This is a genomic window from Victivallis vadensis (assembly GCF_003096415.1).
Taxonomy (GTDB): Bacteria; Verrucomicrobiota; Lentisphaeria; order Victivallales; family Victivallaceae; genus Victivallis; species Victivallis vadensis.
On sequence record NZ_QEKH01000047.1, the window covers coordinates 1 to 19,921 of the forward strand.

15 protein-coding genes, 1 tRNA gene and 1 pseudogene are annotated in these 19,921 nt (G+C 59.9%); 8 read left to right on the plus strand and 9 right to left on the minus strand.

Annotation, left to right across the window (positions count from 1 at the left end):
* A partial coding sequence (locus tag C8D82_RS21720; protein WP_207776188.1) for a hypothetical protein occupies positions 1 to 229 on the minus strand: 229 nt, incomplete at its 3' end.
* Positions 230 to 593: 364 nt separating this feature from the next.
* On the opposite strand from C8D82_RS21720, the gene C8D82_RS18810 reads away from it, so the two are divergent.
* Genes C8D82_RS18810 through C8D82_RS18820 form a run of 3 tightly spaced genes read left to right on the plus strand, consistent with a single transcriptional unit; the run spans position 594 to position 5,132 of the window.
* Entirely contained in the window at positions 594 to 1,928 is a 1,335-nt protein-coding gene (locus tag C8D82_RS18810; protein ID WP_116885837.1) for an extracellular solute-binding protein, read from the plus strand.
* A gap of 10 nt (positions 1,929 to 1,938) precedes the next feature.
* Positions 1,939 to 2,706 (plus strand): prepilin-type N-terminal cleavage/methylation domain-containing protein, encoded by a 768-nt coding sequence (locus tag C8D82_RS22225; RefSeq protein WP_116885838.1) that lies wholly within the window; start codon positions 1,939 to 1,941, stop codon positions 2,704 to 2,706.
* A gap of 8 nt (positions 2,707 to 2,714) precedes the next feature.
* Positions 2,715 to 5,132 carry a right-handed parallel beta-helix repeat-containing protein gene (locus C8D82_RS18820; RefSeq protein WP_116885839.1) on the plus strand — a complete coding sequence of 806 codons (2,418 nt, stop codon included), beginning with the start codon at positions 2,715 to 2,717 and terminating at the stop codon, positions 5,130 to 5,132.
* Positions 5,133 to 5,324: 192 nt separating this feature from the next.
* On the opposite strand, the gene C8D82_RS20880 is transcribed toward C8D82_RS18820, so the two are convergent.
* From C8D82_RS20880 to C8D82_RS18835, 4 genes and pseudogenes are all read right to left on the minus strand, one after another.
* Positions 5,325 to 5,633: a hypothetical protein gene (locus C8D82_RS20880; RefSeq protein WP_133245293.1), complete on the minus strand. Its 309-nt coding sequence runs from the start codon at positions 5,631 to 5,633 to the stop codon at positions 5,325 to 5,327.
* A 142-nt stretch (positions 5,634 to 5,775) separates the two neighbouring features.
* Positions 5,776 to 6,788 (minus strand): annotated as a pseudogene (locus tag C8D82_RS18825) (virulence RhuM family protein).
* 188 nt (positions 6,789 to 6,976) lie between these two features.
* Entirely contained in the window at positions 6,977 to 8,323 is a 1,347-nt protein-coding gene (locus C8D82_RS18830) for a tyrosine-type recombinase/integrase (protein ID WP_116885840.1), read from the minus strand.
* 74 nt (positions 8,324 to 8,397) lie between these two features.
* Positions 8,398 to 8,473 (minus strand) — tRNA-Phe (locus tag C8D82_RS18835).
* Between the two features lie 195 nt (positions 8,474 to 8,668).
* Here C8D82_RS18835 and C8D82_RS18840 point away from each other — a divergent pair.
* On the plus strand, positions 8,669 to 9,151 hold the full coding sequence (locus C8D82_RS18840) for a MarR family winged helix-turn-helix transcriptional regulator (RefSeq protein WP_116885841.1): 483 nt from the start codon (positions 8,669 to 8,671) through the stop codon (positions 9,149 to 9,151).
* Between the two features lie 3 nt (positions 9,152 to 9,154).
* Here the strand turns inward: C8D82_RS18840 and C8D82_RS18845 are convergent, their stop codons facing one another.
* From C8D82_RS18845 to glmM, 4 genes are read right to left on the minus strand one after another with little or no spacing between them, the layout of a single operon-like run.
* Complete coding sequence (locus C8D82_RS18845; RefSeq protein WP_133245294.1) at positions 9,155 to 10,084, minus strand: SprT family zinc-dependent metalloprotease; 930 nt, start codon at positions 10,082 to 10,084, stop codon at positions 9,155 to 9,157.
* Positions 10,085 to 10,113: 29 nt separating this feature from the next.
* A complete protein-coding gene (locus C8D82_RS18850) occupies positions 10,114 to 11,103 on the minus strand; it encodes an aldo/keto reductase (RefSeq protein WP_116885843.1) in 990 nt (329 codons plus the stop codon).
* A 27-nt stretch (positions 11,104 to 11,130) separates the two neighbouring features.
* Positions 11,131 to 11,790 carry an HAD family hydrolase gene (locus tag C8D82_RS18855; RefSeq protein ID WP_116885844.1) on the minus strand — a complete coding sequence of 220 codons (660 nt, stop codon included), beginning with the start codon at positions 11,788 to 11,790 and terminating at the stop codon, positions 11,131 to 11,133.
* 23 nt (positions 11,791 to 11,813) lie between these two features.
* Complete coding sequence (gene glmM / locus C8D82_RS18860) at positions 11,814 to 13,181, minus strand: phosphoglucosamine mutase (RefSeq protein ID WP_165833197.1); 1,368 nt, start codon at positions 13,179 to 13,181, stop codon at positions 11,814 to 11,816.
* A gap of 192 nt (positions 13,182 to 13,373) precedes the next feature.
* Between glmM and C8D82_RS18865 the strand changes: the two genes are divergently transcribed.
* The 4 genes from C8D82_RS18865 (at position 13,374) to C8D82_RS18880 (ending at position 19,915) form a co-directional block, all read left to right on the plus strand.
* Positions 13,374 to 14,453, plus strand: a complete 1,080-nt coding sequence (locus tag C8D82_RS18865; protein ID WP_116885846.1) for a substrate-binding domain-containing protein — start codon at positions 13,374 to 13,376, stop codon at positions 14,451 to 14,453.
* An 863-nt stretch (positions 14,454 to 15,316) separates the two neighbouring features.
* On the plus strand, positions 15,317 to 16,042 hold the full coding sequence (locus tag C8D82_RS18870; protein ID WP_116885847.1) for a type II secretion system protein: 726 nt from the start codon (positions 15,317 to 15,319) through the stop codon (positions 16,040 to 16,042).
* A gap of 12 nt (positions 16,043 to 16,054) precedes the next feature.
* Positions 16,055 to 16,690, plus strand: a complete 636-nt coding sequence (locus C8D82_RS18875; protein ID WP_116885848.1) for a hypothetical protein — start codon at positions 16,055 to 16,057, stop codon at positions 16,688 to 16,690.
* Between the two features lie 12 nt (positions 16,691 to 16,702).
* Positions 16,703 to 19,915, plus strand: coding sequence for a sugar-binding protein (locus tag C8D82_RS18880; protein WP_116885849.1), 3,213 nt, complete (start codon positions 16,703 to 16,705; stop codon positions 19,913 to 19,915).
* Positions 19,916 to 19,921: the final 6 nt, after the last annotated feature.

The window sequence follows — 19,921 nt, forward strand, 5'->3', positions numbered from 1 at the left end:
TGCTTGCTTGCTTGCTTGCTTGCTTGCTTGCTTGCTTGCTTGCTTGCTTGCTTGCTTGCTTGCTTGCTTGCTTGCTTGCTTGCTTGCTTGCTTGCGCCTCACTGCGTTCGGCACAAGCGGGTTCTTTCACGGAAAGATCCCGTGGAGAAACATGCACAGGCCGCCCGGCGCCGTTCAGCCCCGATACGGCCGGCCACGGAATGAATGAATTGTTCACCGACATATCCATCTTGTTTCCCCAAGTTATCCCATCCGCCGAACAGCGAAAGGCAATCATACTTGAATAAAATAGCACATCCGCACTTATTTTCAAACGCCGTTTCAGGTTTCTTCGCCGATTGAAAGGAATAATTCAATAAAATCAGCGGCAACCGTTTTCCAAACGGCCGGCGATTTGCATAGGCTCCGGGAAGCCGTTCTCACCGGCGTTTCCCATGCGGTGCGGAATTCGGCTCTTTACATTCGGCCTCACCTCTGACAAGTCAGAGATTCAACCATAAAAATAAATGATCTTTTCCAAATCAAACTATTGACAAATCAGAGTTACTTTGCTATAATTAATACCGAAGAACAAAACAGGAAAGATCACTTCCATGGAAGAACGGAACATTTTTTTGCGCAATCATATTCTCGACCGGATCGCCGCCGGCTGCTGGGGCGCGGGCGAAAAACTTCCCGGCGCCCGCGAATTCGTTGCGGAAACCGGCAGTTCGCTCCCGATCGTGCAGGGAGTCATCGACCAGCTCGCCGCCGAAGGGATTCTCGAGACAATCCCCCGCCGCGGAACCTTCGTGCAATTCCAGTGGAAGGAGCGGCTGCTGCAGGGCTCCATGCACATCTTCCGCTCGATCCACGCCAGAGTGCGGGAGTTCGACATGCTGATCAACCGGGAAATCCCCCAGCTTTGGATCACCCACGACATGAGGGGTGTCTTTGAACTGCAGAACACCGGCTACATCCAGTCCCACTGCGACGAATATCTGGACCTGAGCGGACTGTTTGAGGAATGTTTCCCGGACCGGACGGCGTTTTTCATGAAGCCGTTCGACGCTTTCCGTATCGGCGGCAGGCTTCTGGCCGTCCCGGTCATCTACTCGCCGCGGGTGATTTTCTACAACCCGGAACTGTTCCGCAAAGCGGGAGCGCCGCTGCCCTTTTCCGGCTGGAGCTGGGACGATTTCCTCGAATCCGTCCGTTGCCTGAAGAAAAGCGTCCCGCCGGACCGGATCTTCAACTGGTACCCGATGGTCACCGAATACCTGAATCTGGTGGTGCGCGCCGGCGGCTGCCTGATCGACTGGAACCGGCAGGGAGACGAAGTGCGGATCGACGCGCCCGAAACCCGCCGTGGGCTGCATTTGTTCCGCGCGCTGCGCCATGAGCTGTGGGGGACGCAGTTCCACCGCCTGCAGGACTACGAACAGGATTTTCTGGCCGGAAAAGCGGCGATGAGTTCGCTCAGCCCGCGCCAGTTCATGACCGACATCATCTCCTCCGGGCTGCGCGACTGGGCCACAGTGGAGCTGCCCCTCATTCCGGGCGGCGCGGACCTCAACGTGCAGGCGACCGACGCACTCTGCATCCGCCGGGAATGCGTCGATTTCAAACTGGCGAAGCGACTGCTCCAATTCCTGCTCGGGGAGTCTTTCCAGAACCGGCTGGCCGATTGGAAATACGGGATTCCGGTCCTGAAGTCGGCGGCGGGCAGGAGCATCGACTTCAACGACCCGCGCGATGTCCTTTTCGTCACCGAAACGCCGAAGATGTACGCCACCTACCATCTGGAATCGGTGGACCTGTTCAACATGGTCTGCGCCGGAATCGGCCAGCTGCTCGCCGGAGAGGATGACATCGATTCCGGCTGCAAAGAAATCGCCGATATGGTTCGCACCTATCTGAAAATTCAAAAAAGACGCAACATCGCCTGAAGGAGGACCCATGAAGAAGAACCGTTGTTTCACATTGATCGAACTGTTAATCGTAATTGCAATCATCGCGATTCTCGCAGCGATGCTGCTGCCTGCCTTGAACCAGGCCCGGGAAAAGGCCCTGGCGGGCAAATGCATGTCCAACCTGAAACAGCTCGGCGGCATGTTCGCTTTCTACTGCAATGATTTCAACGACTTCATCCCGATGACCACGTTCGCCAGCTCGTCCGATGCGGACCGGAACTACGGCAGCCATAAACCGGTCACCAAATTCTTCGAGGCCGGTTATATCCCGCGCGATGTCTTTTACAGCAGGAAACAGGACAAGGTCACCAACTGCCCGGCCTACGGCCGCTTCAAGGAGCCTGTCGATGCTTCCGCCCGAACGCAGATCGTGATCTCCCCGCCGGGAGATATGACCACCCCGATCACCCATACCACCTACGCGCCCGCCCAGCGGCTGCTGGGCAACACCGCCTTCAAACAGGCGGGCTACCGGATGCTGAAGCTCTCCCGGTTCAGGAAACCGACCGCCAAAACGGCTTTCATCGACGGTGTGATCGGCTCCGACGTGACCAGCGGGAACCCGACCATCCTGACGTACTGGGGAGAAACCGACTGGCTCGGCGGGCCGGTCAACTGGACTTCCAGCGTCCACTCCCGGTCGAAGTGCAACGCGGTCTTTTTCGACGGGCACACCGCAACGTTCAACCGCTTCGGAGCGAAACAGGAGCTGGAACCCATGTTTCCCCGCAACCTCGACACCATGCTGAACTAGGAGCTGCGATGCCAAAACGACTGTTGATCGCCGGAGCCGTTCTCCTCGCCGGGGCGGCTGTCGCCGAAACCGTCTTCCGGGACGGTTTTGAACACGGATTCGAACCGGCCTGGAAACTCCCGGATGCCGGGAAAGAGGTGCGCCGGGAACTGAGCGAAAAAGCGTTCTCCGGCAACCAGGCGGCGAAAGTTACCGTCGTTTCCAATCCGGAGCGCAAATTCAACCGCTGGCCGGACCTGCTGCTCTCCGACTACATCCCCGCGAAACAGGGGAACTACATCCTGACCGGCCGCATCCGTTTCCCGGAGGGGTTCGGCGCTTCCTGCGGCGTCGCATTCTACGATCAGGACAAAAAGCGCATCAACGGCAACGCTTTCTTTTACGGCAGCAAACCCGCATCGGCGGATTGGATGCCCTTCCGGGTCAAGGCGGGAGCGTATTCCGAAGCGACCCGGTACGTGCGCATCCGGATCAGCGCCCCCTGCTGGAGTTCGGAGGTATTCCTGCTCGACGACCTGCAACTGGATTTCCAACCGGCCGTTCAGGAGCCGCCGCCGTGGCAGCCGCAATACAAACTCAAAAAGGGCGATCCCCTGACCGCCGCCGACGTGATGGGGCCGGATGGCATCGTCTACCCCGACTTTTCCCGCGCCGGCGTGCGGAACGGCCTGATGGAACGCCCCCGCCGGGAACTGAAACTCAGTGATTTCGGCGGCAGGCCGGGGCAGGAGTGTTACGATGCGCTGACCCGGGCGATCGCCGCGCTGCCCCCCGAAGGCGGAGTGATCCGTTTCGACGAAGGCGCCTACCGGCTCGGCCGCTTCGTGCGGATCACGCGCGACGGCGTCGTCCTGCGGGGAGCCGGGCGCAGCAGAACCCGTATTCTCTTCGACTACGACGCGGGGGAGAACGGCGTGGATCTCTACCGCGTGGCGGGTTCCCGCCTGAAACCGGGCGGCCATATCCACATTTACGCCCGCCCGGAGGGGCTGCGGGAAATCCGGCTCACCGCGAACGGGCGGGAGATCCGGCGCTACCGGCGCTCCATGCACTCCGGCAACGAATCGCTGATCACCGCGCAGCTGCCCGGCGACCTGCCGGAGGGGCCGGTCCGCTTCCGCGCCGTTGCCGTCTACGAAAACGAAGAACGGTCTGCGGAAGCCGCGGCCGTGATCGACCGGAAAAACGGGATCAGCTTCCCGGCCAGACGTCCCTCCGGCGCAATCCTGTTCCACGGCGCAGAGCCGGATGCCGCTCCGATCAGGCTGGCGAAGGACGGGAAACGGGGCGACCGCCGCGTCACGCTGGAGCAATCCGGCCACGGACTCCGCGCCGGGGAGATCATCGCCATCCACGCTCCGGCGACGGAACGCTGGCAGCGGCTGACCCGGAACGCCTGCAACTGGGGGCTTTACCGCAACTATCTGGCGGAAGTCACCGGCGTCGAAGGCGCGGACGTGGAATTCGACATGCCGCTGCGGATCGATTTCCCGGTGATCGACGGTTCGACCGTGCAGCGCCGGAAGATGATCCGCGGCTGCGGCGTGGAGGATATGAGCCTTGAAATGAAGAACAATTTCTGGGTGACGCTGGTCGGTTTTGAAAACGCCGTGGACTGCTGGGCGCGCAATGTCGCGGTCTACAAATGCGGTCGCCATCCGATCTACGCCCGCAACGCCAAAAACTGCGCCATCCTCGACTGTGAATTCGACGACTCCTTTTACCACGGGGTCGGCGGAACCGCCTACGCCGGCTGGGAGGTCGCCTACGACTGCCTGATGGACAACGTCACCACCCGCAACCTGCGACACGCGCCGCTGGTCCAGTGGAGCGCAGCCGGGAACGTGGTGCGCAACAGCCGCTTTTACGGATGCGACGCCCACTGGCACTCCGGCTGGACCAATGAGAATCTGTTTGAAAACTGCCTGATCGTCTCCGACACGCTCGAACGCGGCGGCTCCGGGCACGCCCTGCTGGCCACGGCGCCGGAGGACGGTTCGCACGGCCCCAACGGGCCGCGCAACGTGGTGTGGAACTGCGACCTTTACTCCCTCAAAGACGGCGTCAGCCTGGGCGGCATGAATGAAAACTGGATTTTCGCCTACAACCGGTTCCGGGTGAAACAAGGCGGCGGCTTCCTGCTCGGCTCGGCAAGTTTCGACCACATCATCCGCGGCAACACCTTCATTCTGGAGGACGGCAAAAGCCCGCTCCTGCTCTACAAGACCTCCGACAGCGGCGGAATCGAGCTTGAAGGCAACCGCATCTGCGGCGGAACCGCACTGGCGTCAGGACTCGGCAAGCCGCAGGTCGACCGGAACAACCGCCTGCTGCCGCGCGACGCCCCCGCACCGCGCCCGACGCCCCCGGTACCGTCGCTCTACGAGTGGCAGAAGCAGCACTCCCGGAACGGTCAACGCGAATAGAACACCTTCACGTTGCGCATCTTCAGCCGAGCCGGAACATACAGACCATTTCCGGCCAGAAGAAAACGGCCAAAAGATGCAACAGCACTCTCACTCTCCGGCCAGCGCAAGACCATAATGCTTCAACCGGAGTTACCTTCACCTCGAAGCCAATCGCAAACGCCTCCTTCACTCGCAGCAATCCAATGACGATTATATGCTTTTCAAAACCTTGTTGATCTTTTTGAAAACATCGTCATTCGTGTTTGAAAACGGTTCGCTTATTATGAATTTCCGCCGGAAGGAATCCAGAGGAATCAATTCTCCGTCCTTGTAATCCGTCATATCAAGGATTTCAAAATACAAATGGTTATGCGGATAATCGAACTCAATATATGATTCCAGATTTTTGCCCGGGAATCCGAATCCAACTATAATTCCATGGCCGTCAACAGATGTCCGGCTTTTTATATCGCATTGTATTTTCCCCCTGATCAGCATCAATGCGTCACTGTCAGTCATTCTGCAACCCTCGGCTTATTGATTCATTCTGCTCAAGCAAATCCATTTGCCTGTCAAAGTCGGACTTGAACAGACGATCCTGAATGACACGATATTTTTCAAATTCGTTTTCAGCATGTTCCCGGGCGATTTCCGCAGTAATCTATCCCGCATCGCACAGAATTTCCATATCATCGGCAATCAAAATACGATCCAGATGTTTTGCCCAATCCTCCATTGTCATCGGAATATGCCGTTTGGCGCGGCGTTCCGCCAAGTCCAGATAAGCGTTGACGATGCGTCCAAAATCTTCCAGTTCATTTTTTTCAGATAGTTTTTGACAATGACAACGTCTGTTTTTACAATTTTCCCGTCTGGCGCATTTTCCCATGATACCAGCCCCATATGCTCCCGAGCCGCATCGGCCCGCTCCATAATCAATTCGGCGGCAGTATGTCCGTGAACAGCATAATGCAGTTTGTTCTGTATTTTGGCAAAAAACTCCCGTGTGGTCGGAGAATCGGGATCGTAATCCATGCTGGTTGCGTAAATATCTGTGATTTTCTGATAAAAACGTCTCTCACTCAACCGTATTTCCCGGATTTCCGCCAGCAGATGTTCGAAATAATCTCTGTCTAGAAACTTACCGTTTTCCATGCGTTTCCGGTCAATTACATATCCCCGAACAGCATAATCCCGCAGCACGGCGGTAGCCCACTGCCGGAATTGCGTTGCGCGTTTACTATTCACCCGATAGCCGACTGCGATGATCATATCAAGGTTGTAATACGGTAATTCCCGGGCTACAGAACGAGAGCCTTCCCGGCGAACCTGTCGGAATTTCCGACAAGTTGCCTCCTCAATCAATTCCTCATCCTCATAGGGTCGAAGAGTGTCCTTGTCGACAATACGGTGTTCGGTGATCCCGCCACTGGAAAACTGAAATCGCTGACTATCGTTTACCGTTTGGACGGACAGAAAAAAGAATTGGTTGCCCACGAGGGGACCACGCTCTCTCTTTCTGAAGATTTTCTGCGCAATTTTGATCCGGTTGGTTCCTCCGATCTGGTTTTCATCAAAAAACTCATTGCAGACGCAGTTCGCCGTGGAGAACACAAGGTGATAATTCCCAAAGGGACTTACCATCTGAAACCGGCGGATACTGATGGTCGACATCTGGTATTGCGTAAGCTCAGCAATCTGGAAATCGATGCTTCGGGATCGTATCGTTCTGACTCTGACTTTTACGCTCAGAAGTCAGAACGTCGCGGGTCAAATCAGCCGTCCGAATCGTCAGAATGACTCGGCCGGGCGTCTGTCCCATTCGGCAAAAAGTAAGCAGAAATTCTGCTATTGTCGGAACCTCATTGCTCCAGAATGGCGGCAACCAGTTTCAAGGTTTCAGCCGGATCAGCGGTGGAGCTACGGATCAGGGCAAGCGCCTTTTCAATTCGGTTACGATCCGATTCTCCCCCGATCTCACCGACTACGGCAGCGATGGCTTTCTCCTGCGCCTCGCGCCCCACATGGGTGTAATATTTATCCACAATGTCGGAATCGGTACCGAGGATCGACTGAACTGCCGCTTTGGGAACGTTGGCTTCTGCACAATACGAGGCAAAAGAATGTCGCAGGGAATGAAATCCGTATATTGTGACTTTTTTCTTCCTGCCTGGTACGGCAACGGAAGGCTCGAGACCGATCCACTGAATAACGCGCAGCACATCAATGTTCACCAGATTGTTGCCGACGTTTTTTCCGGCAGCATCAGTACGTTTATAACGAGCTGCAACCCGTGGGCAGACATATTCATCGATACGCCAAGACCAGGCTGCTTCCAAGACGGTTTTCAATTCCGGAGCAATTGGGATGGTCACTTCTTTGCCGGTTTTGAATTGCTTCACCCAGATTTGACCGTGCGGGAAATCGATACTGTCCCAACGCAGTAAAACGCAATCCTTCAACCGTTGTCCGGTAAACATGCCGAGATAATAGATCACTTTGACTTCCGGCTTGTACATCACTTTGTGGATACTGTCATCAAGCACTTCACGCAACTTTTGAATCTGCTCACGGGAAAAGGAAAGACGGCGTACCCCGAGTTCCTGCTCTTCACGTTCTTTCCGCATCAGGACGCGTGAACGAAAAGGATTGTCCGCATCCCGGTAGTCCCGCAAGACTTCAAAGATTTTGCGGATTCTGGTGATTTTCCGGTTGTGGGTCGAAACCGAAATCCTGCAAGACCGCAAATGATCGGCGTACTTGGCTGCCAGTTCCGGAGTTATCTCACGAATCGGCAGTTCCGGTTTATTGATGAAATCAACGAATTCCCGAAATGTGGCCCGATAGGTGTTCTGTTCATGAACGGTATCCGGCACAGAACGCTCCGGGTGCCGTGAGTAGACTTCCCAGGCATCGCTTAGTGCGAGTTCCTGCTGCCGGTGTTCGAGATTTCGGGCCTGTTTCACGTGAGCGGCAATCACTTCGGTACTGGTGGCGCGAACCACTGGAACTATTTTTTCCGCTTTGGCTATGGCCTCTTCACGGTTTCGCGTTTCGAGGCTGACACATTTGCGCTGGTTGTTGATCTGATAGCGGAAGAAGTAGACTCCTCCGGTCTTTTTCTGATATACTGAACCTGTTGCGAGTTTGATTGTCTTTTTAGTCATCTCCTGATCCTTCCAGTTTGGAATATCGGATTTGACCGGCATTGGACGAAACTCCTGAAGAAAAGCGGCCAAACGGTACCAAGTGGTACCATTTGGCGGAATTTTGAGGCAAAAAATGGTGGCCGGACCCAGAATCGAACTGGGGACACGGGGATTTTCAGTCCCCTGCTCTACCGACTGAGCTATCCTGCCACCTGTACCGGCCCTTTTCAGCGCCGACTTCTTTAATAAACACCGGTTTTCGGAATTTTCAAGCACGGGCGCTGAAATTTTTTTCGTTTTTTACGTCGGAAAATGATTGCAATGTCAATGTGATTGATTTATCCGGCCGGAGGCCGTATATTATGCATGTTCTCATAACGACACATGCAAACAGGAAAAGCGAGGATGGAGCATCTCAACTGCGATTCGGCCAGACACAATCTGGCTGATCTTCTGGCCTTGTGGTGGAAAGCCGACCACATCTATTGTACGATCCTTCAAAAGTGGCGCCTGCCGCTCAACAGCCTCTGGACGCTCGAAGCCTTGCTCTCCTCCTCCGGCCCGGATGAACCCGCCCGACTCGCCGATCACCTGAACATTCCCCGGCAGACCATGACCATCATCCTCGATTCCCTCGAACGGCGCGGCGTGATCCGGCGTGAAGCCCATCCCACCGACCGCCGCCGCAAGCGGATCCGGCTCACCGAAACCGGACGCGCTTTCGCCAACGAAGTCTCTACGGAAGTCAATGCCATCGAAGTGGAAGCCATGAGTCAGTTGCCGGCAGCAGAACAGCGCGCCTTCGTCGAACTCTCACGCAAATTCTACGACGCACTCAAAACCGCCGGAGAACAATTCCGGCAAAAAGAGGCCGCCGCCGCGAAGTGACAGTCAGCGGCGCTTCAGCTCTTCGACCACCGCCTGCCAGCCCTTTTGCCGGGCAAGGTCCCGGATCATCCGGTAGCCGCCGCCGTACACCGGATCGGCGTTCTGTTCCATCCGGTTGTTGAGAGCGGCGCGGTTGTGCTTCAAATTGATCCGGCTGGCGACGTATTCGGCAAAACCTTCGCGCCGGACCGGATCGCCCAGCCCCGGCGCCGCATGGTGCTGCCAGTCGTGCGCCAGCTCGTGCGCCGCAACTTCGATGAAGCGTTCACGCGGCAGGTGGTCGAGCAGATAGACCGAACACTTCTCCTCCACCCGGTTGCCCGGCTGCCATATCGTCTGCTCCAGCCGGTAGAGGCCGAGTTCGCCCGCCTCGCCTTCCGCCCGGTTTCCCAGCAGCCGGTTCAGTTCCTCCCGGCCGACCAGATGAAACTCCAGACGGCAGGGCGTCCGGGAACCGAGCAGCCGATCCACCTCGCGCCGCACCTCCCGGAACAGGGTTTCCGCCCTTGCCGGATCGGTGACGGTGTCCCGGTCGCACGTTTTACAGATGCCGCGCCTGTCGGGCAGCGGGGTCAGGCGCGCCGGCAGAGTACATACAAAACAGTGCGGCAGCTTAGCACATTCCGGGCAGAAAAAATGCTTTTCCGCCGCCAGCGCCACCGTATATTCGCCCCGGATCGTGCTGCCGCAGACCGAACATTCCGGCAGCGCCGTATCAAAGCAACGCTGCGAGCAGTACAGCTTGCCCGCCGCGCTCAGGTATTTGCCGGCCAGCGGTCTGGCGCAGACCGAACACTTCGGCAGCGATTTTTCCCAGCAGCTCCGCGAACAGTAGTGCCGCCCCTCCGACACATAGCTGCGGCTCCCGGTGCGGCCGCAGACCGCGCAGGCCGCCCCCTCCGCCGCCGGGATCAGGCAGAACAGTATTGTCAAAAACAGAATTGGTCCGAACCATCGCATCGTCAGCCGAGGATCATCTCGATCTTCCCGAGTTCCTCCGCCGAAAATTCCAGATTCTTCAGGCCCGCGACCACGTCGCGGATCTGCTGCGGACGGCTCGCGCCGATCAGCGCCGAGGTGACGCCCGGCCGGTTCAGCAGCCATGCGATCGCCATCTCCGCCAGAGACTGGCCGCGCGACTTGGCGACGCCGTTCAGGTTGCGGATCTTGGCGAGCACCTCCTCGGTGATCGAATCGGCTTTCAGGAAACCGTTCCGGCTGGCGCGCGAATCAGCGGGAATCCCGGCGAGATAGCGGTCGGTCAGCAACCCCTGCGCCAGCGGCGAGAAGACGATGCCGCCCACGCCCTGTTCTTCAAGCAGTTTAAAGGAGCCCTGCCGTTCGTGGGTCCGGTCGAACATATTGTAGCGGATCTGGTGCAGCACGAACGGTGTTTTGAGCTCGCGCAGGATCGCGATCGCCTCTTTCGCCGCCTCCGGGCCGTAGTTGGAAATCCCGACGTAAAGCGCCTTGCCGGAGCGCACGAGCTGATCCAGCGCCAGCATCGACTCCTCGACCGGAGTATCCGGGTCGGGACGGTGATGGTAGAAGATATCCACGTATTCCAGCCCCATCCGCTTCAGGCTCTGGTCGCAGCTGGCGATCAGGTTCTTGCGCGAACCCCATTCGCCGTAGGGGCCGGGCCACATCAGGTAGCCCGCCTTGCTGGAGATGATCAGCTCGTCGCGGAACGGCATCAGGTCCTGCTTCAGAATCCGGCCGAAGGTGACCTCCGCCGAACCCGGTTCCGGGCCGTAGTTGTTCGCGAGGTCGAAGTGGGTGATGCCGAGGTCGAACGCGGTTCGCGCCATCGCCCGGCAGTTGTCGTACACGTCGACGCTCCCGAAGTTGTGCCACAGCCCCAGCGATACCGCCGGAAGCCGCAGCCCGCTGCGTCCGCAGCGGCGGTAGGGCATGGAGTCGTAACGGTTTTCAGCAGGTGAATACAACATGGCTTCTCTCCTCATCAATTGAAAACATTATTTCCACATCAGGATCGGCCAGCCCCGTTCGGCGGCCAGGTGGCGCAATGAATCCGACGGATTCACCGCGCGCGGGAAACCCGAAGCGGCCAGAATATAGCGGTCGTTGATGCTGTCGCCGTAATAGGCCAGTTTTTCAAACGGAACCCCGGCCGCCTTCAGCAACCCGGCGGCGATCTCCACTTTGCCGTTGCCCGCGCCGTAGACGCCGGTGATCCGGCCGGTATAGCGCCCGCCGGCCACCTCCAGCGTGGTGCCGTAAATATGGCTGATCCCGAAGAAGTCGGCGACCGGCTTCACCAGCACGCCGTTGGTCGAAGACAGGATGCCGACCGGGTGACCGGAGGCCCGGGCGGAGTTGACCGCGGCGACCGCATCGGCATAGATGTGCTCTTTGATGAACTCCTCGAAATGCAGACGCGACAGCTCCGCCATTTCCTCGATGGTTTTCCCGGCAAATTCGCGGAACTGAAATTCATAAAACGCCTCCACATCGAGGCAGCCGGCGTTGTAATCCTCAAAGAAGCGGTCGGCTTCCGCCAGCGCGCTCTCCGGGGCGAGTTTATGCTTCACCGCGAAGTACTTCCAGGTCACGTCGCAATCGGCCTGGATCAATGTGTGATCCATATCGAACAGATAATATTTGGGCTGGTCCACTCTTTTTTTCCCTGTTTCGCCCGCTACAAGGAAGCGAGCTCTTGTTCTATTTCTTCCGTGAAGCGGTTCAGCAGCGCCTCCGCCGTCGGGCGGTCGTCCGCCTCGACATTCAGCCGCATGATCGGCTCGGTGTTCGACGAACGCACCAGAATCCGCCCCTCTTCCAGATCGAACCGGAGGCCGTCGAAGGTCAGCGGATGATACTTTTCATATTTCCGGCTCAGGCTCGCAAGCACTTCCCGCGCCGGAATCGGCGGCACCGTGAAGCGGGCCGAAAGGTTGCACATCGGCGGATAGCCGTCGATGATCTCCGACAGCGGACCGTCGCTCATCGCCAGCCGCTCCAGAATCAGCGCCATGCCGGTGAAGCTGTCCCGGCCCGGATGCACCCGCCGGTAGATCACGCCGCCGCAGTTGCCCTCGCCGCCGATTTCGCTGTCGTTCTCGATCATCTTCTCGACCACGTTGATCTCGCCGACCTTCGAGGAGAGCAGTTTGCAGTCGAAGGAGCCGCAGATATATTCCAGCAGCCGCGAGGTCTGCATATTGACCACCACGGGGCCGGGGTCACCCCCTTCAAGCACCTGTTCGACCGCCAGCGCGACGGTGTAGTGCGGATTCAGCGCCTCGCCGCGGTCGGTCACCACGGTCAGGCGGTCGCCGTCCGGGTCCTGCCCGAAGCCGACGTCGCAATGCTCGCGCTTCACCAGTTCGGCCAGCTCGCCGAGGTTCTCCGGCAGCGGCTCCGGCGGACGGCGAAAGCCGTCGATCCCGGTATTGACCGCAAAAACCTCGCAGCCGAGCTTCTCCAGAAATCCGGCGCTGCACAGCGCGCCGACGCCGTTCGCGCAGTCGACCGCGACGCGGAAGCGGCGCTCCCGGATCAGCTCCGCGTCGACCACCGAAAAAATCCGGGCCATGTGTTCTTTGAACGCCCCCTCCATGAAGCGCACTTCACGGAAATCCTTCTCCCCGCGGCACGGCAGGCTCCCCTGGCTGTAGAGGTCGAAAAGTTCGGAAGCCTCGCCGCGGTCGAGGAAAGTGCCGCGGCTGCCGATGAATTTGAGCGCGTTCCACTGGGCCGGATTGTGGCTGGCGGTGATCGCGACCGCGCCGGACGCGCCGGTGCGGGTCACGGTGAACTGGATAGTCGGAGTCGGCACCACGCCGAGTTTCACGACCTGACAGCCCGCCGAAAGGAGTCCGGCGACCAGCGCGTCCTCGAACATGGCGCCGGTCGCGCGGGTATCCCGCCCGACCACGATGCGGCCGCCGCCCTGATAGAAACCGAATGCGGCACCGAGTTCGGTCACCAGCCGGGGGGTCAGCCCCTCGCCGACGATGCCGCGCACGCCGCTTTCCGAAAACTTCAATGTATTGACCCTGCCCAAGGGAGCCTCCGTAGTTTCCGGTAATATAGCCGCCCGGCGCGCTCATTTCAACGCATCCCCCGGTTCCTCCGCCGTTTTTGATAAAATTTTCAAAATTTTTCAAACAGGTATTGACAAACGGCATTGTGTTTGGTATACTATTATTATACTCGATATGATAATACTATATCAAATAATCAGAGGAGCCGTTTCATGACCGCGTTTGAAGCCGTGACCAGCCGCCCGCTGCAGTTGCAGATCGCCGACCATCTGGCGCAGCGGATCATTTCGGGCGAACTGCCCGACGGCGCGCGGCTGCCCGCGACGCTGGAACTGGCGAAACTCTACCATGTCACGCCGGTCACGATCCACAAGAGCCTGCAGCATCTGGTGCAGCGGCAGCTGATCGAACGGGTGCCGCGGCGCGGCACGTTCGTGCGCTCCCGCGAGCGGGTCAACGTGATCGGACTTGCGTTCGGCAAGAATCCGTTCCTGCACCAGAGTCCGCTTTACCCGCAGCTTCTGGACCAGTTCCAGCGGCAGACGCCGGAACGCGACCTGAATCTCAAGATTTACTTCGACTTCGAATCCGGCAACCGTGCGCTGTTCGATCTCGAACAGGACCTCGCCAGCGGGGAAATCAAGGCGGTGATCGCCTGCAACCGTTCCAATCGCCTGACCCGCTTTCTCGACGAACATCCGGAAGTCACCTGGCTCGAACCGATCAGCCTTGACCAGCGCGGCACCGTGAAAAAAGGCGTGGAGTATCTGGTCCGGCAGGGTTTCCGCAATATTCTGGTGGTGTCGATGCTGCCGCAGGAACTTGAATACGAGGATTTCCGCGGCTACTTCCGCGACGAGCAGCAGGGAGCCGCCGAGGCGGTCGCCGGGACGGAAGCCGTCGCAGAAGTGATCCGCTGGGGACAGACGGACGCCGACGGTTATGAAAAGGGCAAGGCGCTTTTTGCCGATCCCGCCCGCCGCCCGGACGCAGTGCTGGTCAATCACGACGTGGTCTGCCGCGGGCTGCTGCTGGCGCTGATGGAGCTGGGGCTGAAAATCCCGCGCGACATTGCGGTGCTGACCCATATGAACCACGGCTGTGAATTCGCGTCGCCGGTGCCGCTGAGCGTGCTGGAGGTCAATCCGGCCCGGATGGTTTCCGTCTGTCTCGATACGCTTACCGCCGCGCTGCGGAACGGAACCGCCGGCCATGTCGCGATACCGAAACTGACGGCGGAGCTGATTCCCGGCAGGTCGTGCCACGAAGTTCGCGGTGCACAAGAAAGGTAAAGCCACCGTTTACGTGGGCGGGCAAGGCGCCGCTGCCGGGGATGCACGCTCTACGCCCTCCGTGGGGTGTGCGGGCGGCAAGGTGCCGCTGCCGGGTGCGCACGCCAATGCCCCTCTGGGGGGTGTGCGGGCGGCAAGGTGCCGCTGCCGGGTGCGCACGCCAATGCCCCTCCGGGGGGTGTGCGGGCGGCAAGGTGCCGCTGCCGGATGCGCACGCCAATGCCCCTCCGGGGGGCGTGCGGCGGCTGGCACAGGCAGGCGAAGGTCGGTTTTCATAACCACTTACGCGGCGCACAGCTAAGGCCGAACTGCCTTTTACGCGGCGCACAATAAGCGCGGTCAGCGCCGCGAACGAATGTGAGGGAATTACTTGCCTTTGGCAAGTAACGAGGAACATCGTGACGAAGCCGAACGTAGTGAGCGAAGCCCCTCCGGCGTAGTGAGCGCAGCGAACGATGAGGAGTTGGCGGGCATAGCCCGGCAAGTAAGGGGCGCTAGCCCCGCCCGCGAATGGAAGTGCTTCGCAAGTCAACGGAAGTTCCGAGGCGAGCGGGGAAGTCCGGACGGGCGATCGTGCGCGCCGCAGGCGGGCAGGCCTTGAAAAAGGCCCTCCGGAGCCATCCGCATAAGACGTAACGCCCAGTTTGTGACCGGTAACGATACGGAAAGGCGAATTAAACTTAAATATAATTGCATGATCATGTGCGACTTGAAAGCGGAGATGAATCTCCGTACTCCAAAGACGCTTCGCGTCGGGGGAATAAACGCAAGCATTTACAATTCAACATGTTGCCAGCAATAAACTTAAAAACAACCGACTTACGGCGGAGGTGAAAATGAGTGACAAGCGAAAGGATAAACAAATGCGGCAAGGAAAACGCGCCCGGCGCATTCACATGCATGGCATTATGCGCCCGAATTTTACGCTGATCGAGCTGTTGGTGGTAATTGCGATCATCGCGATTCTGGCGGCGATGCTGCTGCCGGCACTGAACAAAGCGCGCGATGCGGCGCGCAAGACCACCTGCACGAACAACCTCAAACAGCTCGGCACCTACCTGACTTTCTATCTGGACGAATTCAACGGCTACTACCCGGCCTACGGCAAGGATGAGGTCGGCACGTTCTGGTCCTCCCGGCTCTGCCGCCTCTACCAGTACAAGGGGGACAAGGACGCCGCCTATTCCGCTTTTACCAGAGACCGCAACGTGATCGCCCGCTGCCCCGTCCGCGAGATGGACAACGAAACCTATAAAACCCTGAAAGGCGGTTCCAACTTCTGGGGGATGTACGGCGTCAATTACCTTTATTTCGCCTATTCGGAGAGCGGCAAGGCGAGCCTTGCCAAAAAGGTCACCAACATCAAGGCCCCCTCACAGAAAATCTACGCGGTGGACGGCCGGGAACTCGACGCCGGCGAAATCGCCAGCCCGGCGTGGGAAAAAGCCTATCCGAGCGGACGCCACGCCAACCAGACCAATATTCTTTACGTCGACACTCACGTCGGCTCTTCCCAATGGAACATATTGACCAAGATGACCGACGAACGTGCCCAGTTCAAATACTGGCATCCCACCACCATGCAGTAAGGAGAATGCACCATGCTCAAAATCTTTTCCGCTCTTTTCGCTTTCGGCTTTGTTTTCACGGTTCCGCTGTCCGCCGCGACAGCGGAAACCAAAACCGCGCCTGAAACCGATGGCTGCCTGATCGACACCGACAGCGACGGGATCGTCGACAAGGTGATCGCGGTCAGGACCGACGGCGAAGCCCGCGAGGCGATTTCCGGCAAACTCTGGAAGCAGAACCGCAAAGCGGTGTTCGAGTTCAAACTGCCCGAAGTTGACAAGCCGGTGAAAAAAGCGACGCTGAAGCTCTTCCTGAACGGGAAGTTCGGCTGCCATCCCGACAAGGAAGGCGCCTCCGGCCCGGAAACCGACCTCTATTACTACCTCTCCCCCGAAGCAGACGGCAAAATCGAGCTGGTGGACGACAATGGCGTGAAGCTCGGCGCCGCCCTGCCCGGCAAGCCGGTCGAAAGCGTCCGCAAGGCGATCACGATCGACGTGACCGGGGCGGTTCAGGAAGCCGCCGCCGCGAAGTCGCCGTGGATCGGCTTCCGGCTCGAAGCCGCCCCCTCCGCCGCCGACGGAACCGGCTGGCGCTGGCGCACCGCCGAATTCGCCGAAGCCAACGGCAAGCAGTTCTGTCCGACACTGACCGTCGTGACCGAATAAGGAGAAGATGCCATGAACTTCCATGCACTCTGGAACTGTGCGTTGCTGGCGCTCTCGCTGCCGCTTCCGGCGGCGGTCACGCTCTACCCGGCGGGAGGCGGCAGCAATCTGCGCGTGCCGGTGATCGCCCCGGCTCCGGGAGGAGCGAAGGGCAAGGCCGTCGATTTCGAAGGGGTCCGGTTCACTTACGAACTTCTGCCGCACTTCCGGGCGGCGGAAACCGGCGAACTGGAATTCTTCGTGCGCGACCTGCCGCGCCGCCTTGAAAAAGCCGTGCTGGTCCTCACCGGAGCCGACGGCGGCAAACTGGAACTCCTGGTGAATCCGGCGAGCACCGGACGCACCTTCACGCTGCGCAGCGGCAAGTCCAAAGCCGTCTCCGCCGAGCGCCCGCAGATCGCGAAATGGCGGAAATACCGCCTCGAACTGCTCCCCGGCAAGGCGGTATTCCACGCAGGCGGCGAAACGGTCTGCGTACCGCTTCCGCCCGGCTTCAGGCCGGTCCGGCTTGCGGTCTACGCCGCGATGGTCGACGAACTCTCCTACCGTTCCGGCGGCGCGGAGCTGAAGCTCGACTGGGAACAGGATTATACAGCCCGCGTCGAACCGGCGAAGCATTCCGGCGGCGTGTCGGCCGCCCTGCACGGCTTCGACAGCTTCGCGGTTTCGACCGATCCGGCGAAGCGCGACTGCCCGACGCTCCAGCTCGCCAACTCGACCGACGCCGAACGGGCCGTCACGCTGGAATATTCGGTCAAAAGCGAACTCGGCAAGCTCGACCGGAGCTGGAAACAGCAGTTCAGACTTGCGCCGGGGGAGGAAGTCATTGAGGCGGTGAAGTTCCCCTTCCCGCTCACCTCCGACCTCTACCACCTGACGCTGAAAACCACCGGGACCGACAACGGCGACGGGTTCCGCCGCCACTTTCTCTACGCCGAACCGCGCGGCGAAAAGCCGGGGCCGGGGCTGTTCGGCCTGCACGACTGTGACGTGAACACATTCGGCTTCTGGCCGGATGCGCTGCCGCTGCGTTATTCGCATAAATACCTGCGCTGGGGCTATGTGGTCGGCCCGGCGTGGCTGAAGGATTTCGACGGCGGGTACGGGCTCGATCCCGACACCCCGCCCGCCGAGTGGAACTGGAATGAAAAACTCGACTGGGAGCTGGCCTCCGGCCGGGAGATGTACGTGTGTCTGCAGAGCACCCCGCTCTCCGACTGGCAGCGGGAGCGGCCCTATAAAAAGATGCGCAAGCTGGCGTGGGGCTGGAGCGGCGGCTTCCCGAAGCTCGACCGCTACGCCGAATTCGTGCGCGCCGCCGGGGAGCGGTACAAGGGCAGAATCCGGCTGTGGGAGGTCGAAAACGAGCCGAACGCCTCCAGCCACATGCCGGACAAGCCGGGCGATTACGCTCAAATCTGCCGGACCGTCGCCGCCGCGCTGAAACCGCTCGACCGCGCCAATGTGATCTTCGGCATCAGCGGCACCAGCACCTTCGTGCCGTGGATGGGCAAGGTGCTGGCGGCGGGGGGCTGCCCGGCGCTCGACGCGATCAGCTGGCACACCTACACCACGCCGGAGCAGCCGGACAAGGCGGGACTGCCCGACATGCTCCGCGAAGCCCGCAAAGTCGCCTCGAAATACAACCGCTTCTTCAACTCGGAGACCGGCATTCTGACCGCTTTCCGCTACAGGGCGGACGAGCCGATCCCGCCGGAAACCGTCGCGGAAAAGGTCGCCGCGCGCGCCGCCGGCTTCGTGTCGAAAAACGCATGGCCGGGCCGGGTCAACGACGAGTACAGGGCCTCGATGTCGATCGTCAAGAACGCGGCAATCAACTTCCTTGCCGGTACGGAAGCGTTCATATTCTTCGGCTGGAATCCGAAGTGGCCCGCCGAACCGGCGAAGTGGCAGCAGAACACGCCCTCTTTCTCGCTGATTTCCGCGACCGCCGACGGCGAACGCACTCCGAGCCTCGCGACGCTGGCGGTCGGCGTGCTGGCCATGCAGTTCGAGGGAGTGGTGCTGAATCCGGCCCCGGTTCCGGCCGGCTCCGGCGGCGTAAACGGCGGCATCTTCCGTAAGGCGGACGGCGGCGAAGTCGCGCTGCTGTGGTCGCAGGGACCGACCGGCTCGGTGCTGCTGGCCTCCCCTGCCCCCGAGCTGGAGCTGGTTTCGCTGTACGGGGAGAAGTCGGCGCTCAAGCCGGTCAGTTCCGCGCGCGGCGTCAACACCTTTCTGCTGCCGCTGACCGACCGTCCGCTCTATGTCCACGCCGACCGGGCCGGAATGCGGCTGGAAGCCTCTCCGGTCGATGCGGTGAAGGTACGCGAGCTTCCCGACGGCAAAGCCGCCGTGACTTTCACGCTGCTGAACCGGAGCGACAAGGCGTGGAACGCCCGGATCAAAGCGCCCTCCGACCGGCAATTCCATATCACTCCGGCGGCGGCCTCCATTGAGATCGCTCCGAAAAAACGGCGCAACCTGACCTTTCAGCTGGAACCGGCGCAACAGCCGCAGCAGCCGGAGTTCCACCTGCCCTTCGCGGTGGAGCTGCCCGGCGGCGGCGACTTCCGGTATTCGGTGAAGCTCGCCAACCGCCCCGCCGTGAAGATCGGCCGCACCCCGTCGCAGCCGCTGATGCTGAACCGGGTGGAACAGGCGGTGGTCGGGCGGCCCCCGAAACTCGCCTCCTTGCAGGAGGATTACTTCTGGGGCGGCCCGGACGAACTTTCCGGCGAAGCGCGCCTTGCATACGACGACAATGCGTTGTATCTTACTGTGAAAGTTCATGACGCGAACCTGAAAGCGCCGGAGCCGTGGCCGGGCGTGGCGGGCAGCAGCCTGGAGCTGTTCCTCGACCTGCGCACGCCGGAACAGGGGCTTGGCGGCGCGCACTACGGAGACGGGGTCTGCCAGTTCCTGATCCGCCCCGAACTTCCGGGAGTCAAGGCGGCGATCTGGAGCCCGCAGCTGCCCGACGCCGTCCGCAGCGGAGTCGCCGTGACCGGTAAAACGCAAAAGGACGGCTACGAAGTCACCGTGACCCTGCCGTGGCGGGCCTTCGGCCTCAGGCGGGTTCCGGAGAGTTTCGGCTTCGACCTCGGCCTGAACGGGGCGTTCCCGGATCAGGCGAAACGCAAGACCCAGCTGATGCTGTTCGGCACCGCGCAGAATTTCCGCAGCGCGGCGGGATTCGGCCGCATCCATACACAGGAAAAGTGAGAAACG

Excerpts from the sequence above, each read along its gene's own strand:
- C8D82_RS18810 (WP_116885837.1), top strand. The coding sequence starts at position 594 with ATGGAAGAACGGAACATTTTTTTGCGCAATCATATTCTCGACCGGATC.
- C8D82_RS22225 (WP_116885838.1), top strand. The coding sequence starts at position 1,939 with ATGAAGAAGAACCGTTGTTTCACATTGATCGAACTGTTAATCGTAATT.
- C8D82_RS18820 (WP_116885839.1), top strand. The coding sequence starts at position 2,715 with ATGCCAAAACGACTGTTGATCGCCGGAGCCGTTCTCCTCGCCGGGGCG.
- C8D82_RS20880 (WP_133245293.1), bottom strand. The coding sequence starts at position 5,633 with ATGACTGACAGTGACGCATTGATGCTGATCAGGGGGAAAATACAATGC.
- C8D82_RS18830 (WP_116885840.1), bottom strand. The coding sequence starts at position 8,323 with ATGCCGGTCAAATCCGATATTCCAAACTGGAAGGATCAGGAGATGACT.
- C8D82_RS18840 (WP_116885841.1), top strand. The coding sequence starts at position 8,669 with ATGGAGCATCTCAACTGCGATTCGGCCAGACACAATCTGGCTGATCTT.
- C8D82_RS18850 (WP_116885843.1), bottom strand. The coding sequence starts at position 11,103 with ATGTTGTATTCACCTGCTGAAAACCGTTACGACTCCATGCCCTACCGC.
- C8D82_RS18865 (WP_116885846.1), top strand. The coding sequence starts at position 13,374 with ATGACCGCGTTTGAAGCCGTGACCAGCCGCCCGCTGCAGTTGCAGATC.
- C8D82_RS18870 (WP_116885847.1), top strand. The coding sequence starts at position 15,317 with ATGCGGCAAGGAAAACGCGCCCGGCGCATTCACATGCATGGCATTATG.
- C8D82_RS18875 (WP_116885848.1), top strand. The coding sequence starts at position 16,055 with ATGCTCAAAATCTTTTCCGCTCTTTTCGCTTTCGGCTTTGTTTTCACG.
- C8D82_RS18880 (WP_116885849.1), top strand. The coding sequence starts at position 16,703 with ATGAACTTCCATGCACTCTGGAACTGTGCGTTGCTGGCGCTCTCGCTG.